The sequence below is a fragment of the Lacunisphaera limnophila genome (assembly GCF_001746835.1).
Lineage (GTDB): Bacteria > Verrucomicrobiota > Verrucomicrobiia > Opitutales > Opitutaceae > Lacunisphaera > Lacunisphaera limnophila.
Map to the genome: position 1 here is coordinate 300,963 of NZ_CP016094.1, position 14,966 is coordinate 315,928.

Below are 14,966 nucleotides of genomic sequence, written 5' to 3' on the forward strand. Positions count from 1 at the left end.
ATATTTTTGCCACGGCCCGCTTCTGCGGACATGATCATGCCACCCCTCCCCGCCATGCGCCTGCCCCTGCTGTTCCTGCTCCTGCCCCTCGTTGCCGCCGCCGACCCCGTCTGGCGTCCCTTTTCCGCCGACAGCCCGTGGAACACGCCGCTTCCGGCCGATGCCGCCGTGGACCGCGATTCACCAGCCCTGATCGCCGACCTCGCCGACCGCGGCCCGTGGCTGATCAACATCAAGGACTGGTCCATCCCGGTCTACTTCGTGGACGCCGCCACCACGCCCCGCCACGATGTCGGCGACCTCCGCCCCGGCATCTACGGCAAGGGCTTCGCCTTTCCCCGCCAGATCCCCATCCCCGACGGCGCCATCGCGTCGCCACCCGTGGGCGATCACAGCGACAATCACCTGAGCGTCATCGACCGCACCCTCGGGCTCGAATGGGGCATGTGGGCTGCCCGCCAGGATGCGACCGGCCGCTGGTTCACCGGCCTCGGCGCCGTCACCGACCTCACCGGCACCGGCGTGGCCCCGCCCTGGTACGACAACCCGCGTGAGCTCGACTCCCACCGCGCCCGCGCGGGCGGCTTCCCGCTCATCGCGGGTCTGATCAGGGTGGACGAGATCAAGGCCGGACGCATCGCGCACGCCCTCGCCTTCGCCTACGACCATTGCCGTACCGGGCTTTTTGTCCCGCCCGCCAGCACCTCCCAGGTCACCCAGCTCGAAGCCGTCGACTCCCGCGGCATCCCGATGGGCGGCCGCCTGCAGCTCGACCCGGCGTGGGACGTCGAGGGCTCGGGTCTCTCGCCCGCCGGCAAAATCATCGCCCGCGCCCTGCAGGAATATGGCGCCTACTGTAGCGACTACGCCGGCGCCAACGTCCTCTACGCCGAGAACTCCCCCGCCGCCGTGCAGGCCTGGGCAGGCCTCCTCGACCCGCACGACCTCGCGGTGATCTTCAACCCGGATTTCATCCGGCAACATTTCCGCGTCATTGACCTCGGCACCTTGCTGCCCGGCCAGAACCTCTCGGTCCCGCCCCCGTATCTGCTCTCCCTCAGCTTCGCGGGGGAAATCGCGCGCATCGATCCGTACGCCCGTACCATCCTCCTGCCCGCCGCCGACCTCGCAGGCCCCGCCGTCTGGCGCACCCTCCCCGCGGGCGCGCAACTCGATCTCGGCGGCTCCGGCTGGGCGCAGGCCACCCGCCTCATCCTCACGGCCCCCGACGGCGCCACCAGCACCTGGACCATCCAACGGCTCTGACGGCCGGTTGCATCAACGTCACCTCAACTGAGAGCCACCTGCCGTCGCGGGCGGCTCACATCCGGTCCCGGCGCGAGCCGCGACCCGACTCGGCCCCGCGCCAGCCCGGATGCCCGCGCCGTTCGCTGGACTTGTCCCCCTGCCACCGCTCCCGTTCCGACGAACGGTAGTCGCGATATTCCGGCTGAGCCAGATCCCGCGTGAAGGGACTGACCAGCGGCGTCTCCGGCGTCGTGTAGATCGGCCGGGGCGCATCGTAGTAAGTGTAGCTGACCGGCCAGAGCGCGAACTCCTGCTGTCGTTCATACCGGCTGCGGTAAACCGGGTAACCCACCCGGTAATGCACCGGGGCCGCCGCCGCGGCGGCAAAGCGTTCCTCCAACACCGCCAGCCGCTCCAGGTGCGCGCTCGCCCGGTTCTGCTCCTCCCGCTGCTCGGCCAGCTTCAGCCGCGCAATCGTCAGCGGCTCGACACACGGCACCCCGGGGTAACTGCGCGCGAAATTCTCCCAAAACGCCGCCTGGTAGGCGGCGGGCGCCGCGAGAAACGAGGCGTCGGCCAGCTTGCGATCCCGCAGCGCCGTCCCCTCGGCCACCAGCCGGCCCTGCCGCGCCGCCTGCTCGGCCCGCACCCGTTCGTCCCGGGCCTCGAGCGCGGCCTGCTCCGCTGCCGTCCGCAGCGCCGCCCGGATCACCCGGCCGTCCCGCAGCTCAATTTCGCCGCGGTCATAATAAAGCATTTGCCGGTCGCCGAGCTCCACCCGGCCCTTCGGCTGCCCCAACACCTCCCGGACTTCCGCCGGCGTGGCCCCGGTCCGCACCTCCTCCGCTATCGCGAAGGGCGCGGCGGAGACAACCAAAACCAGGCTGAGGACGGGGGCTTTCATGCCGGATGGGACACGCGAAACCTAGCCCGGTTCACCCGGCTGGCAAACGTTTCTTCCGCTCCCCCGGCCAGAACCGCATTGAACCCGGAGCCCCGCCCCACATCCTCCGGCCCATGCGTTTGCGCGTCATCACCACCGGCGGGACCATCGACAAGGTCTACTTCGACGCCGCCAGCACCTACGACGTCGGCGACCCCCAGGTCGGTCCGCTCTTCAAGGAGGCCAATGTCACCTTCGACTTCGTCGTCGAATCCGTGCTGCAAAAGGACAGCCTCCAGATGACCGACGCGGACCGCGCCCTCATCCGCGAGCGCGTGCTCGCCGCGCCGGAAAACCTCATCCTCATCACCCACGGCACCGACACCATGACCGCCACCGCCGCCCACCTTGGCGACCTGCCGGGCAAGGTCATCGTGTTCACCGGTTCGATGGTGCCCGCGCGCTTCCGGCAGAGCGACGCCCTCTTCAACCTCGGCTGCGCCGTCGGCGCCGTCCAGGTCCTGCCCCCCGGCATCTACATCGCGATGAACGGCCAGGTTTTCCCCGCCGCCGAGGTCCGCAAAAATCGCGCCCAAAGCCGCTTCGAACCCAAGGCATGAACCGCGCCGCCACGCTGCCGCAACCCGCCAATCCAGCCGCGTCGGGCGTTTCTGCCGGCTGAATTTCCCCGTGAAAAAACCCACGGCCGAGGAACGGAAACGCCGCTGCACCGGCAAGCGCCGCTACCGCACCCAGGGCGACGCCCTCGATGCCGCCCTCCTCGCCGGCGTGGAACGCACCCGCTCCGCCTACCCCTGCACCCTCTGCGGCCACTGGCACCTCACCTCGCGCTGAGCGGACACCCCTCCCTCAGAACAACGTCCGCATCAGCACCGTCACCAGGAACGATCCCACGACGATCGAAAACATCTTCGTCGTCAGCACCACCTCGATCGCCAGCGCGAGCCGCTGGTTGATGCTCACCTTGCGCAACAGCCCGACCATCACCCCGGCGGCCACCGCCTCGTCCGCGTAGAACAAGGTCATCATGTCGAGCATCGCGAAACCGATGTAGCCGATCACGCCGCGCACGGCCACGTCCACCCCCGCCACCAGCAACAACCCGGTCCACGGCACGTCCGAATTCCAATACTTGCAGGCGAGTTTCAGCGCGACGAGCGTCATCACCCACTTCACCGCCAGCTCCAGCAGGAAGCCACCGAGGTGAAAGGAGGGCACCAGGGCAACTGGCGCCTCGGTCGGATTTTCCATCTGCACAATCGCCGCCTCGAGCTGCGCCCGGGCCTTCGCGTCGGCCAGCGCCGCCGCCTGCTCCTCCTTGGCGAGGGCCATCTCCTCCGCCACGCTGAGCTCCGGTTCCACCGGCTCGGGGGCCGCTGCCTCCTCCGTGGCCTCGGCCGGGGCGGTCGCTTCCGCGGCCGGCTTCAGTCCGATGACCTCCGTCACCGCCCCCTGCTTGAGGCTGATCCGGATTCCGCCCTTGTAGGTCAAAACCTCGGTGTCGCCGCGCTTGATCGCCGAGACTGGGGTCCCCAGCTCCTGCAGGACATTGACCCGGGGCGTCCCGACCTCGACGGCGGTCAGGACCGCCGCCAACGCCCAGCCCATAACTGCCAGCAATAAGGTGCGCATGAAAAGGTCCGCGCAGTCTGCCCACCGCCGCCGGCCGGCCAAGGATATTGTCCGCGCCCTTCCGGCAGCCCGGCCGCATTTGCCAAAATTTCACCATTTTCATTTCCCCCGCACGCGCCAAGGTAGCGCCCCATGCCGCGTTTCCTCCCCCTCCTGCTGCTGGGTCTGCTCGCCGCTACCGCGCGCGCCCAACCCGCGGAGAGCCCGCCGGCCCGACCTGAGGACACGCCCGCCCTGCCCGCCGAGGAAACCCTCGAACCCGAACTCGCCCCCGCCTTTGCCCCCCAACCCATCACCGACTGGCTCGCCGCGCAGGTGGAACTCCACCGCCGCGGCTTCTCCTGCGGTTCGCTCGACGGCGTGCGCGGCCTCCAGACCGCCGCGGCCCTCAAGGCCTGGCAGAAAAACGAGGGCCTGCCGGAGACCGGCGATCTCGATCGCGCCACCCGCGAAACCTTGCTCCTCACGGCTCCCGTGCTCGCGGACTATGTCTTCAGCGCCGAGGACCTCGCCGCCCTCCAACCCGTGCCCGACACCTGGCTGGGCAAATCCCAAACCGACGCGCTCCGCCACGCCACCGCCCTCGAGCTGGTCGCCGAGCGTTTCCGCGCCAACCCCAAGCTGCTCCAGAAACTCAATCCCGCGGTCGACTGGGACGACCTGCTGCCCGGCACCGTCCTCGTCGTGCCGGACGCCGCCGTCGTGCCCGCCCCCGGCCGCGTCGCGCGCATCCACATCTACCTCGCCGAAAAATCCCTGCAGGCCGTGGACGAGACCGGCCGCATCCTGCTCCACTGCCCGGTGAGCATCGCCCGCAATGTCGAGAAACGCCCCGTCGGCGAGCTGCACATCGTCGTCGTCGTTCCCGACCCGAACTACACCTTCGACCCGAGGTCTTTCCCGAGGTGCCCGAGGCCCAGGAACTCGGCCGCCGTCTCATCATCCCGCCCGGCCCCAACAACCCCGTCGGCGTCGCTTGGATCGGCCTCGACCGCACCGGCTACGGCATCCACGGCACCCCCGAACCCGAGAAGGTCGGCCGCACCGAGTCCCACGGCTGCTTCCGCGTCGCCAACTGGGACGCCCGCACCCTCCTCCGCCTCGCCTGGACCGGCCTGCCTGTGACCGTGGACCCCTGAGCGCCCCGCCATTCTTGCCCCATGCGCCGGCTGCTCCTCGCCCTCTTGCTCGCCGTCCGCCTCGCCGGCGCCAACTGCGATGATCCCGGCATCCGCGTCACCGAGGAACGGCAGGGCGACATCGTTCGCCTCTACGCCGAGACCACCACCTGCCTCGACCTCACCTTCACGCTCACCGCGGACTTGCAGAACATACGGACCTCGGCCCCGCTGCCGGCGACCGTGGAGAGCCGCGGCTCACCGCGCTTTCTGCTCCTTGAGCTCCGGCCGGCCGCTCCCGGCCAGGCGTGGAGTTACCGGTACCGCTACCACTGGCAATACGGCGGTCGCGGCGGCGAGCCGGACGACACCGCCTACCGCCTGCCCTTCGCCGGCTCGCACCGGCTGCAGCAAGGCTACCGCGGATCCTTCAGCCACCAACGCGGCTCCCCCAACGAACACGCCCACGACTGGGTCATGCCCGTGGGAACCCCGGTGCTCGCGGCGCGAGGCGGAACCGTGGTGGGCGTCCGTCAGGACTCCACCACCGGCGGTCCAAGTGAAACCTACAAGCAGTGCGCGAACTATGTGATTATCCGTCACGCCGACGGTACCTACGCCGAATACCTGCACCTCCAGACGCAGGGCGTGGAGGTGCGCCTCGGCGACGAGGTCCAGGCCGGCCAGCGCCTCGCGCGGTCCGGCAACACGGGCTGGTCCACCAATCCACACCTGCATTTCGCCGTCTTCCGCACCGTCGATGGGCAAACCCGCGAAACCCTGCCGGTGCGGTTCCGCCTCAAGGACGGCACGGTACAACCACTGCACGAAGGCCGCACCTACTGAAACCTGCCGGCGGTTTTAGGCGTTTGCGGTTTGGGGACCTTCTCGCTTCACTCTGCGGCAACCCCATGACCAAACCCCGCCGCTCCTTCCTGCTGGCCCCGCTCACCGCCGCCCTCCTCCTGGCCGGCTGCACCAGCGCCACCCCACCCCCGCCGCCGACGCCCGCCGCCCCCGCCGCCGCGGGCGTCGTCAGCACCCACGGCCGCCTCCAGGTGGCCGGCAACCGCATCGTCGGCGCCCACGGCCGCCCCGTCTCGCTCGCCGGCGTCAGCTTCGGCTGGAGCCAGTGGGAAGCCGCCCGCTTCTACAACGCCGGCACCGTCAACTGGCTCAAGCAGGACTGGAATGCCTCGATCGTCCGCGCCGCCCTCGGCCTGCATCAGGAACCGGGCAGCTACCTGCAGGCCCCCGCCGCCAACCGCGCCCGCGTCATCGCCGTGGCCGACGCCGCCATCGCCGCCGACCTCTACGTGCTCATCGACTGGCACGACCACCACGCCCACGAACGCACCGACCTCGCCGTGGCCTTCTTCACCGACATGGCCCGCCGCTACGGCCACCAGCCCCACGTCATCTACGAGATCTACAACGAACCCCTCAACACCGCCTCCTGGTCCCGCGACGTGAAGCCCTACGCCGAAAAGGTCATCGCCGCCATCCGGACCATCGATCCCGACAACCTCATCGTCGTGGGCACCCCGGCCTGGGCGCAGGATGTCGACGTCGCCGCCGCCGACCCGATCAAGGATCCCAACGTCGCCTACACGCTCCATTTCTACGCCGGCACCCACAAGGCCGGGCTCCGCGCCAAGGCCCGCAAGGCCCTGGATCTCGGCGCCGCGCTCTTCGTCACCGAATGGGGCACCTGCAACGCCGACGGCGCCGGCCCGGTGGACGAGGCGTCTGTCCGCGAGTGGTTCGACTTCATGCGCGAAAACCAGCTCAGCCACTGCAACTGGGGGATCTACGACAAGCGCGAGACCGCCGCGATCATCCATCCCGGCGCCACCGCCCAAGGTGGCTGGAAGGATGCCGACCTCACCCCCTCCGGCCGCTACGCCCGCGACCTGATCCGAGCCTGGGGCAAGTAAGCCCCCGGCCCCCGTATTCCTGGCCAACGGGTTCCCTCGCCGCCGCCCACCCCTCGTCGGCGGTCCCGTCGGCCGCACGCGTGGCTATGGACTAAATCCGGCGCAGGAAAATGATTTGTCCGTATCGCCCCGACATCTTACCCGCGCTCCCTCAGGTTTCAGGTTTCAGGTTTCCTCCTTCTTCCTTCTTAATTCTTCCTTCTTACTTCCTAATTCCGCCTTCCCCCATGCTCCGCCTCCTCCTGCCGCCCAACCTCGCCGCCGCCATCCCGCGCGACGCCGTGGCCCTGCAGGTCGAGCTCGATCTTTTGCCGGGCGACCGGCCCGGACAAACACCGGCCGGCCAGCCCAGCCAGAACGAAGGTTCGGCGACTGGCCCCGGGCCGGCAGCAGCCGGCAACCGGGAGGCCGGAACGGCGCCCGGCGGTTTCCCCCCTGATTTCCTGCCCGCCCTCGCCCTGCTGCAGCGCCTCGGCGTCAAACCCGCCCCGATCTCCCTGATCCAGCTCACCCGCGCGCAACTGCGCGATCTCATCGCCGCCCTCGCCGGCCAGCCGGTCTTCTTCTACGGCAGCACGCCGGAGGTCCCCCTCGCCTGGCACGGCGCGGAACTCTCCGGCGTGAGCGACTTGCTGGGTAAGGCTGCCTCCCCAGAAGGACCCGCGTCCCTGCGGGCCGGGGCTCGCCGGGATGAGCGCCCTCCAGCCAAACCGCGGGCACCCACCGCCCCCGCCGCCCTCGCCCCTCTCGTCATCGATGGCTCTGAGCATTTCCTCGCCTTCACCCTGCCGTCGCGCGAGTCCGCCACCTACGACGGTGTGCTGGAGTTCCTCCGCCACCACCGCTTCGTCCTCGATCCCCTCACCCGCAAGTGGTGGCTGCGCGACCGCCACCGCGTCCTCAACATCCTCGCCACCGAGGGCCGCACGCTGCGCGAGGACTTCGGCGCGGAGTTCACCGACAATTTCGAGAAAAACACCGCCCACCTGAAGACGGCCGAGCTCACCGCGCAGGTCACGGAAGCCCCCGACGCCTACGACGTCCAACTTGGCCTCGACGCCGGCGGCGCCACCGAGGCCCAGGTCCGCGAGGCCATCGCCACCGGCCGCGGCTATGTCGAGGACGGCAAAAAGATCTACCTCATCGACGCGGAACGCCTCGAGAAAATCGGCGCCGCCCACCGCGCCCTCGCCGCCAACGCCACCGACCCGGCGGCGCCACGCGCCAGCACCGCATCCCCAAGGCCCGCGCCGCCGAGGTCAACGACCTGCTCGAGGAACTTGCCCCCCACTTCCAGGCCCCGGCCACCTGGCGTACCCGCAGCGCCGCGCTGCGCAACCTCAGCACCCTCCCACCCGCCCCGGTCCCCGCCACCCTCGACGCCATCCTGCGCCCTTACCAGAAACTCGGCACCGCGTGGCTCTGGCACCTCTATCGGCAGGAACTCGGCGGCATCCTCGCCGACGAGATGGGCCTCGGCAAAACCCTCCAGGCCCTCGCCCTGTTGGCCGCCGTCAAGGTGGAGCGCGTTGCCCCCAACGCGCTGGGCGGCGCTCCCGCCGCCCGTGCATCCGGCCGGCCCGCCCTCTTGGCCTCGATTTCGCGCCGCGAGAATCGTGGACCAACCCCGGCCGGCCAGCAGGCCGGAACGGTGCACCTCGTCGTCTGCCCCGCCTCCCTCGTCGAAAACTGGCGCCGCGAGGCCCTCCGCTTCGCGCCGGATCTCCGGGTCTTCGTCCACCACGGCACCCGCCGCCTCGCCGGCAAGGACTTCCCGTCCTACGATCTCATCCTTACCTCTTACGGCACGCTCGCGCGCGACACCGTCCTCTTCGAGTCCGTCGCGTTCGACCTCATCCTCGCCGACGAGGCCCAGCACCTGAAGAACCGCCGCACCCAGGCCGCCCAGTCGCTCCGCGCCCTCCGCGGCCGCGGCCGGTTCCTGCTCACCGGCACGCCGCTCGAGAATTCCCTCGACGACCTGCGCTCGCTCTTCGAATTCCTCATGCCCGGCTTCCTCGCCAAGGTGCCACCCGGCCTCAAGCGCGAGGAACGCTCCTGGCACGACGCCCAACTCCGCACCCAGACCGCCCCCTACATTCTGCGCCGCACCAAGCTCGCCGTCGCCCCCGAGCTGCCCGCCAAGATCGAGCAGACGCTCTGGTGCGAACCCACCGCCGCCCAGGCCGCCCTCTACCGCCGGATCCAGGAGGACAGCGAACGCGAGCTCATCGACCTCGCCGCCCGCGGCTCCTCCGAAAACAACCTGCGCTTCGCCGTCCTCACCCAGCTCCTCCGCCTCCGCCAGGTCTGCTGCGACCCGCGCCTGGTGCCTCAAAATTGTAGGGCGGGGTCGCCGAACCCCGCCTCGAACCCGACGCCATCCTCGCCGCAGGCGGTATCCCGAGCTGCCGCCCCACCGCCCTACGCCGACTCCGCCAAACTCGACGCTTTCCGCGAACTCCTCGCCGAGAGCATCGACGAGGGCCACCGCATGCTCGTCTTTTCCCAGTTCACCTCGCTGCTCGGCCTCCTCCGCGAGGAACTCGACGGGCAGGACGTCCCCTACTGCTACCTCGACGGCTCCCTCACGCCCAAGGCCCGCCAGGCCGCCGTGGACCGGTTTCAAAACGACGCCTCCGTCCCCGTCTTCCTCATCTCCCTCAAGGCCGGCGGCACCGGGCTCAACCTCACCGGTGCCGACATCGTCGTGCACTTCGACCCGTGGTGGAATCCCGCCGCCGAGGCCCAGGCCACCGACCGCGCCCACCGCATCGGCCAGTCCCGCGTCGTCACCAGCTACAAGCTCATCTGCACCGGCACCGTCGAGGAAAAGGTCGTCGCGCTCCAGGACGCCAAGCGCGCCTTGCTCGCGGACGTCTTCGAGGCCAGCGATGCCGCGGCCGCGAAACTCAGCCTCACCGACCTGCGCGACCTGCTGCGCGCCGGCACGTGATCAGGCCGCGAGCCGCACCCCGAGGCGGCAGACCATCGCCAGCATGATGCGGATCGAGCGGACGCATTCCTGCGGCAACACGATCTGCCGCGTCTCCGCCCATCCCGCGACCAGCACCCCGCGCACCTGCGCGCCATCACTCAGGGGCAGCAAAACAAACGCCCCCAGTCCGTCCTGCGTCTTCAACCAGTCCGGCAGGTAAGCCATGATCTTTTCCTCGCGGGCGTGGTGGATGATGATGTTCTCGTTCCGGGCCAAGCACACCCCCAGGACGGTGCGTTCCCCGATGACCACCTGCAGGCCGGAACGACCCTGCAGCACTTGGTACAGGTCACCCCGGCCATGCACCAAGGGAAACGCGCGGTTGGCCGCCTCCCCGGCGAACAACAGGCACATGTGTGCGCCGAAACCCCGCTGAACCGTCTCCAACAAGGCCTCATGCATGCGGAGGCGAGACATCCCGGGCTGCCGCAGCAGGTCGGTCAGCTGATTTAGGCTGCCGGCCCAGTCGACCGCCGCCAGATTCGCGGCCGGCGCCGGCATCCCGTCCGCCTGGGCGGCGGGAACCGCGGGGACCTTCGCGGCGGGCGGCGGCGGCGCGGCGACCACGACGGCCGCGACGGCCGGCGGCACGACCTCCGGCGGCCGGTTCGGATCAACCGCGTTCCGGCATTTGGTCATGCGGGTCATGATGCGCACCGGCAGGCTCTTCAGGCGGAACACGCTCACAAATTCGTCCAATTGCTCCTTGGCGACGTCCATCACGTGATGAATTTCCTCATGCAGCCGCGGCAGTGCGTGCTCGTAGCGCCGGGCCAGTTCCAGCGACTTCGCGGCAAAGTCCGCCGGGTCGCTTCGCGGATCGGTGGTCAGCGCCGACAGCTCGCCGGCAAACGCCGTGAGCGCGCGCATCTGGTCGTCGGGCTTGCTCTCCAGCACCGCAAAGGTCTCGGGTGGCATCGCCTTGAGGGTCGTGAGGATATCCTCGGGCAGGTTGGCCGCATCGAGCAGCTGGTGTCCCAGCTCCAGTGGGGTCATGCCGAAGATCCGGCGGTACGCCGCATCGTCCGGCTCGCCCCCCGCCTCGCGCCGCAGCTGGCGGAATTCCTCACCCATGCACGAGGTCAGCACAATCTGGCCGAAATTCCTCAGCGAGGCGCACAGGAACGCCTGCTCCTTGTCCAGCGTCGCCCGACCCGCGGCCAGCGCCTGCGCCAGGCAGCCCGCCATCAGCGACTGCGCCGCATACTCGCGCTGCTCGTCCGGCGAATTGCTCCGCGACACCTGCTCCGCCAGCATCAGCGACATTGCCAGCGTGCGGATCCGGTCATAGCCGATCACATGGATCGCCTGGTGCACGGAGGTCACCTTCACGCCATTCGGATTGTACGCGAAGGCGTTGGCCGCCCCGACCACCTTCGCCACGATCAGCGGGTCGCTCTGGATGACCTCGGCCAGCTCGACGACGGAAACCTGCTGCGAATTGCCGGTGAGCGTGCGCAGGAGTTTCACGATCTCGGGCAACGACGCGATTTGCGCCGATTGCATGGCGGATCGCGCCCGATCCATGGTACGGGCGGCTAAGGATGCTTGCATCACACCCTCACTCGGCACCGGGGCCGGAAAATTTAGCGGGAAACGCGCTTTCTGCCTGCCTCGCAGGACGATGCCGCCGGTCCGACCGGCCAAAATCTCCGCTTTAAGACAAGGTTTCTCAAAATCCCGCGCTCGACGGCCCGCGACGGCCTGCGCTACGTTGCTCCCGCTACGGGCCGCCTGTCGTTCTTGTCTTCTCCCCACCCCATGAACTTGCGTTACCCCGCCTTACTGGCCTGGTCGTTGACCCTGGCCGCCTCCCTCCCCGCCGCCGCGCCCGTTGACCTCGCGCGGGTCACCCCGGTCCCCGCCGACCAACCGGTGCCCCTCCAGGACTTCTTCCGCCCGCGCCTCCTGGCCCAGCCCCGGCTCAACCCCTCCGGCACCCACATCGCCGCCATCGTCACCGCCGGCGAGGACCGCCACCAGCTGCTGGTCTACGGCCTCGCCGACCAGAAGACCGAGTTCGCCGCCGGCTCGGGCGACAAGGATATCTACGACTTCAGCTGGCTCGACGACCACCGCCTCATCTTCAACCTCGCCGCCCGCAAGATGTACGGCCTCGGCCTGATGGCCGCCAACGTCGGCCGCCTCTCCGACGGTTATCCGCTGCTGCAATACTACGGCACCAGCCTCATCGCGATCCCGCCCAAGGACCGGCTGCGGCCCCTGGTCTGGAACCGCTTCGACGCCCTCGACACCCGCCGCGACCTCGGCGCTGCCGTCGTCAACACCGACATCCGCCGTGGGAACATGATCAACCTCGCCAGTGCCGGCGCGGACCACTCCCTCGCCATCGACGCCCGCGACAACAACGAGCGGCACATCGTCAGCACCTTCCCCACACCGGGTCGCGGCCTCACCATCAGCTACCTCGCCGACCGCGAGGGCGCGCTCGCCTTCGCCCTCACCGCCGACCAGGGCGTCTTCGCCCTGCACCGGTTTGCCGACGGCCAATGGACCCAGTGCCCCGTCGACCTTGATAACATCGACGTCATCACCGCCGGCGACCAGCCCGGCCAGCTCGTCGTCCTCGGCCCCCGCCAGGAGGGCCAGCCCCGCGCGCTCCAGTACCTGGACGCCGCCACCGGCACCCTCGGCGACGTGCTCCTGCAGGACAAGGCCTACGACTTCAACGGCTGGATCTACCGCGATCCCGCCACCCAGGCCATCATCGGCGCCATGTTCGACCGCAACGGCCCGCGCACCGTCTGGTTCAACGAGGACTACCGCGCCCTCCAGAAGGTCCTCGACGGTTTCTTCCCCGGACTCGTCGTCCGCATCATCGGCAGCAACGAGGCCCAGAATTTCTTCCTCGTCGCCACCTTCTCCGACCGCCAGCCCGTGATCTACAACTGGGTCGACCTGGCCAAGCGCACCGCCGGGCTCTTCAAGAATTCCGCCCCGTGGATCGACCCGGCCCGCATGGCGCCAGTGAACATCATCAAGTTCAAGACCCGCGACGGCCGCGCGCTCGACGCCTACCTCACCCTCCCCGTCGGTGCCACCAAGGCCAATCCCCCGCCCCTCGTCGTCCTTCCCCACGGCGGCCCCTGGGCGCGTGACCACTGGGGTTTCGACGGCGAGGCCCAGTTCCTCGCCAGCCGCGGCTACGCCGTGCTCAAGCCCAACTACCGCGGCTCCACCGGCATCAACTGGCTGTTTCCCCAGGAGGATGAATGGGACTTCGCGAAGATGCACCACGACATCACCGATGCCACCAAGACGATGATCGCCTCGGGCCTCATCGATCCCGACCGCATCGGCATCATGGGCGCCTCCTTCGGCGGCTACCTCGCCATCTCCGGCGTCGTGAACGAACCCGGCCTCTACCGCTGCGCCATCACCAACGCGGGCGTTTTCGACTGGGAGCAACAGGTCAAGAACTCCAAGTACGGGCAGTATGACTCCCCCATCTTCGGCCGCCTCATCCGCAAGCTCGGCGACCCGAAGACGCAGCCGGAAAAATTCGCCGCCATCTCCCCCGGCCGCCAGGCCGACCGCATCCGCGTCCCGGTCTTCGTCGCCGGCGGCAAGGACGACCAGACCGTCGAGATCAACCAGTCGCGCGACCTCATCGCTGCCCTCGCCCGCAACGGCGTGCCCCACGAGACCCTCCTCGTCGGCGACGAGGGCCACGGCATGGGCCACCTCGACAACCAGGTCGAGCTCTACGGCCGCATCGAGGCCTTCCTCGCCAAACACCTCATGCCGAAGAAGTGAGGGTGGAGCCCGCGCTCCGCGCGGGCTGGCCCGGAGCCACGGCGACCCCGCTGTGGCCTTCTTGGAGGCGGGGTGCCCCCACCCCGCGAGCCCGGCTAGGCGGGCCCGTACGCGAGAAAACAAGGCCAGGCCCTCAGGCCCAGACCCGTCTCTCCACCCCAAACCAACAACTAACAACCAACAACCGCGCGGCGCGCCGCGCTCACCGGTCGTACACCTTGTCCGCGTTCACCCACGGCGTCACCTTGTCCAACGCGGGATAAATCGCCCGGCGCAGCTTCAGGAAATTGATCGAGCCGCTCTCGCGGTAAAGCACCTCGCCACCCGGCCCGATCAGCAGCGTGTACGGCAGCTCGCCGTTCCACTCCTTGTCGAAGGCCTCGATGAAGGCGTACTTGTCGGTCTCGCCGAAGATCAGGTTGCGGCCGGAGGACTTGTGCTCCTTCAGGAACGCCAGCACCTTCGCCTCCTCGTCGGGGAACTGCGCGGCGACCGTCACCATCTCGAAGCCGCGGTGGCGGAAACGCAGGTTCTGCTCGATCAGCTCGTCGAACTCCGACACGCAGGGGCCGCACCAGGTGGCCCAGAAATTCACCAGCCGCAGCTTGCCCGAGTCGGCGTTCGCGCGCAGCGCCTTGATGCCGGCCACGTCCACCTTCTCCAGGCTGACCGGCTCCTTGGCCACCTTGGCGCGCCAGCGGAGGTTGTCCTCCACCTTGTCTTTCCACTTCACGGAGCAGCCGAAGACCCGCGTCGACGTGATCGCCGGCGCCCGGCCCGCCAGCACCGCGTCGAGCGCGTCCCGCGTGTCGTGCACGTTCGCCAGGTCCTCGCGCTCCGAGTTGTCGATGCGCCCCTGGAAGGCGAGCTTCCGGTCCGCGTCGAAGATATAGACGTGCGGCGTGGCGATCGCGCCGAACTTCAGGGTCAGCGCCTGCGTCTCGCCGTCGTCGAGATACGGGAAATTCCACTGGTGGTCCCGGTGGCGGATCACCATCTCCTCAAACGTGTCGCCCAGGTCACCGTAGCCCTGCTCGTCGAGCCGGACCGCCGCGGCGTGGTTGGGATTGATCGCCACGACCGCGACGCCTTTCGGACCGTATTCCGCCGTGAGCCGCTTCAGGCGCGCCTCATAGGCCTGCGCCGTGGGGCAGTGGTTGCAGGTGAAGACGACCATCAGCACCTTCGCGGCGGCAAAATCCGCCGGCGTGTAGGTTTTGCCGTCCACCCCGGGCAGCGCGAAATCGGGCAGCGGGGCGCCGATCGGCAACACCGGCGGGTTGGTGGCGGCCGTGGCGCCGACGGCGGCGAGCAGCAACAGGCAGGAATAAAGAAATGAACGCATGGAGGTG

The 14,966-nt window shown here is 69.0% G+C and carries 13 protein-coding genes and 1 pseudogene; 9 read left to right on the forward strand and 5 right to left on the reverse strand.

Annotated features, from left to right (window positions below; translation table 11 throughout):
- The first annotated feature begins 36 nt into the window (after window positions 1-36).
- Window positions 37-1,266 carry a hypothetical protein gene (locus tag Verru16B_RS01350; RefSeq protein ID WP_157772108.1) on the forward strand — a complete coding sequence of 410 codons (1,230 nt, stop codon included), beginning with the start codon at window positions 37-39 and terminating at the stop codon, window positions 1,264-1,266.
- Between the two features lie 55 nt (window positions 1,267-1,321).
- Here Verru16B_RS01350 and Verru16B_RS01355 read toward each other — a convergent pair whose 3' ends face one another.
- The gene (locus Verru16B_RS01355) at window positions 1,322-2,152 is read right to left on the reverse strand and encodes a hypothetical protein (RefSeq protein ID WP_069960603.1); all 831 of its coding nucleotides are present in this window, start codon (window positions 2,150-2,152) and stop codon (window positions 1,322-1,324) included.
- A gap of 113 nt (window positions 2,153-2,265) precedes the next feature.
- Between Verru16B_RS01355 and Verru16B_RS01360 the strand changes: the two genes are divergently transcribed.
- A complete protein-coding gene (locus tag Verru16B_RS01360; protein ID WP_069960604.1) occupies window positions 2,266-2,751 on the forward strand; it encodes an asparaginase domain-containing protein in 486 nt (161 codons plus the stop codon).
- A 70-nt stretch (window positions 2,752-2,821) separates the two neighbouring features.
- The gene (locus tag Verru16B_RS18170) at window positions 2,822-2,986 is read left to right on the forward strand and encodes a hypothetical protein (RefSeq protein WP_157772109.1); all 165 of its coding nucleotides are present in this window, start codon (window positions 2,822-2,824) and stop codon (window positions 2,984-2,986) included.
- Window positions 2,987-3,001: 15 nt separating this feature from the next.
- Here Verru16B_RS18170 and Verru16B_RS01365 read toward each other — a convergent pair whose 3' ends face one another.
- A complete protein-coding gene (locus Verru16B_RS01365) occupies window positions 3,002-3,784 on the reverse strand; it encodes a hypothetical protein (protein ID WP_157772110.1) in 783 nt (260 codons plus the stop codon).
- Between the two features lie 132 nt (window positions 3,785-3,916).
- Between Verru16B_RS01365 and Verru16B_RS19255 the strand changes: the two are divergent.
- The 4 genes and pseudogenes from Verru16B_RS19255 to Verru16B_RS01380 form a co-directional block, all read left to right on the forward strand.
- A pseudogene (locus Verru16B_RS19255) lies at window positions 3,917-4,183 on the forward strand (hypothetical protein); the annotation flags it as partial.
- A 395-nt stretch (window positions 4,184-4,578) separates the two neighbouring features.
- Entirely contained in the window at window positions 4,579-4,923 is a 345-nt protein-coding gene (locus Verru16B_RS19260; protein ID WP_425483045.1) for a L,D-transpeptidase, read from the forward strand.
- A gap of 21 nt (window positions 4,924-4,944) precedes the next feature.
- A complete protein-coding gene (locus tag Verru16B_RS01375; RefSeq protein ID WP_069960606.1) occupies window positions 4,945-5,748 on the forward strand; it encodes a M23 family metallopeptidase in 804 nt (267 codons plus the stop codon).
- A 65-nt stretch (window positions 5,749-5,813) separates the two neighbouring features.
- A complete protein-coding gene (locus tag Verru16B_RS01380; protein WP_083270012.1) occupies window positions 5,814-6,839 on the forward strand; it encodes a glycoside hydrolase family 5 protein in 1,026 nt (341 codons plus the stop codon).
- Between the two features lie 209 nt (window positions 6,840-7,048).
- Here the strand turns inward: Verru16B_RS01380 and Verru16B_RS18720 are convergent, their stop codons facing one another.
- Window positions 7,049-8,020, reverse strand: coding sequence for a hypothetical protein (locus Verru16B_RS18720; protein WP_069960607.1), 972 nt, complete (start codon window positions 8,018-8,020; stop codon window positions 7,049-7,051).
- A gap of 272 nt (window positions 8,021-8,292) precedes the next feature.
- Here Verru16B_RS18720 and Verru16B_RS18725 point away from each other — a divergent pair, with 272 nt between their 5' ends.
- Window positions 8,293-9,795, forward strand: a complete 1,503-nt coding sequence (locus Verru16B_RS18725) for a DEAD/DEAH box helicase (RefSeq protein ID WP_335617964.1) — start codon at window positions 8,293-8,295, stop codon at window positions 9,793-9,795.
- On the opposite strand, the gene Verru16B_RS01400 is transcribed toward Verru16B_RS18725, so the two are convergent.
- Window positions 9,796-11,343, reverse strand: coding sequence for an HDOD domain-containing protein (locus tag Verru16B_RS01400; protein WP_069960610.1), 1,548 nt, complete (start codon window positions 11,341-11,343; stop codon window positions 9,796-9,798).
- A 255-nt stretch (window positions 11,344-11,598) separates the two neighbouring features.
- Here Verru16B_RS01400 and Verru16B_RS01405 point away from each other — a divergent pair, with 255 nt between their 5' ends.
- A complete protein-coding gene (locus Verru16B_RS01405) occupies window positions 11,599-13,614 on the forward strand; it encodes an alpha/beta hydrolase family protein (RefSeq protein ID WP_069960611.1) in 2,016 nt (671 codons plus the stop codon).
- Window positions 13,615-13,816: 202 nt separating this feature from the next.
- Here the strand turns inward: Verru16B_RS01405 and Verru16B_RS01410 are convergent, their stop codons facing one another.
- Window positions 13,817-14,959, reverse strand: a complete 1,143-nt coding sequence (locus tag Verru16B_RS01410) for a redoxin domain-containing protein (RefSeq protein ID WP_069960612.1) — start codon at window positions 14,957-14,959, stop codon at window positions 13,817-13,819.
- Window positions 14,960-14,966 lie beyond the last annotated feature (7 nt).

Bases quoted from the DNA above. Each gene is read 5' to 3' on its own strand.
- Verru16B_RS01350 (WP_157772108.1), top strand. From the start codon at position 37: ATGCCACCCCTCCCCGCCATGCGCCTGCCCCTGCTGTTCCTGCTCCTG.
- Verru16B_RS01405 (WP_069960611.1), top strand. From the start codon at position 11,599: ATGAACTTGCGTTACCCCGCCTTACTGGCCTGGTCGTTGACCCTGGCC.
- Verru16B_RS01380 (WP_083270012.1), top strand. From the start codon at position 5,814: ATGACCAAACCCCGCCGCTCCTTCCTGCTGGCCCCGCTCACCGCCGCC.
- Verru16B_RS01400 (WP_069960610.1), bottom strand. From the start codon at position 11,343: ATGCAATCGGCGCAAATCGCGTCGTTGCCCGAGATCGTGAAACTCCTG.
- Verru16B_RS01360 (WP_069960604.1), top strand. From the start codon at position 2,266: ATGCGTTTGCGCGTCATCACCACCGGCGGGACCATCGACAAGGTCTAC.
- Verru16B_RS01365 (WP_157772110.1), bottom strand. From the start codon at position 3,784: ATGCGCACCTTATTGCTGGCAGTTATGGGCTGGGCGTTGGCGGCGGTC.
- Verru16B_RS01355 (WP_069960603.1), bottom strand. From the start codon at position 2,152: ATGAAAGCCCCCGTCCTCAGCCTGGTTTTGGTTGTCTCCGCCGCGCCC.
- Verru16B_RS01410 (WP_069960612.1), bottom strand. From the start codon at position 14,959: ATGCGTTCATTTCTTTATTCCTGCCTGTTGCTGCTCGCCGCCGTCGGC.
- Verru16B_RS01375 (WP_069960606.1), top strand. From the start codon at position 4,945: ATGCGCCGGCTGCTCCTCGCCCTCTTGCTCGCCGTCCGCCTCGCCGGC.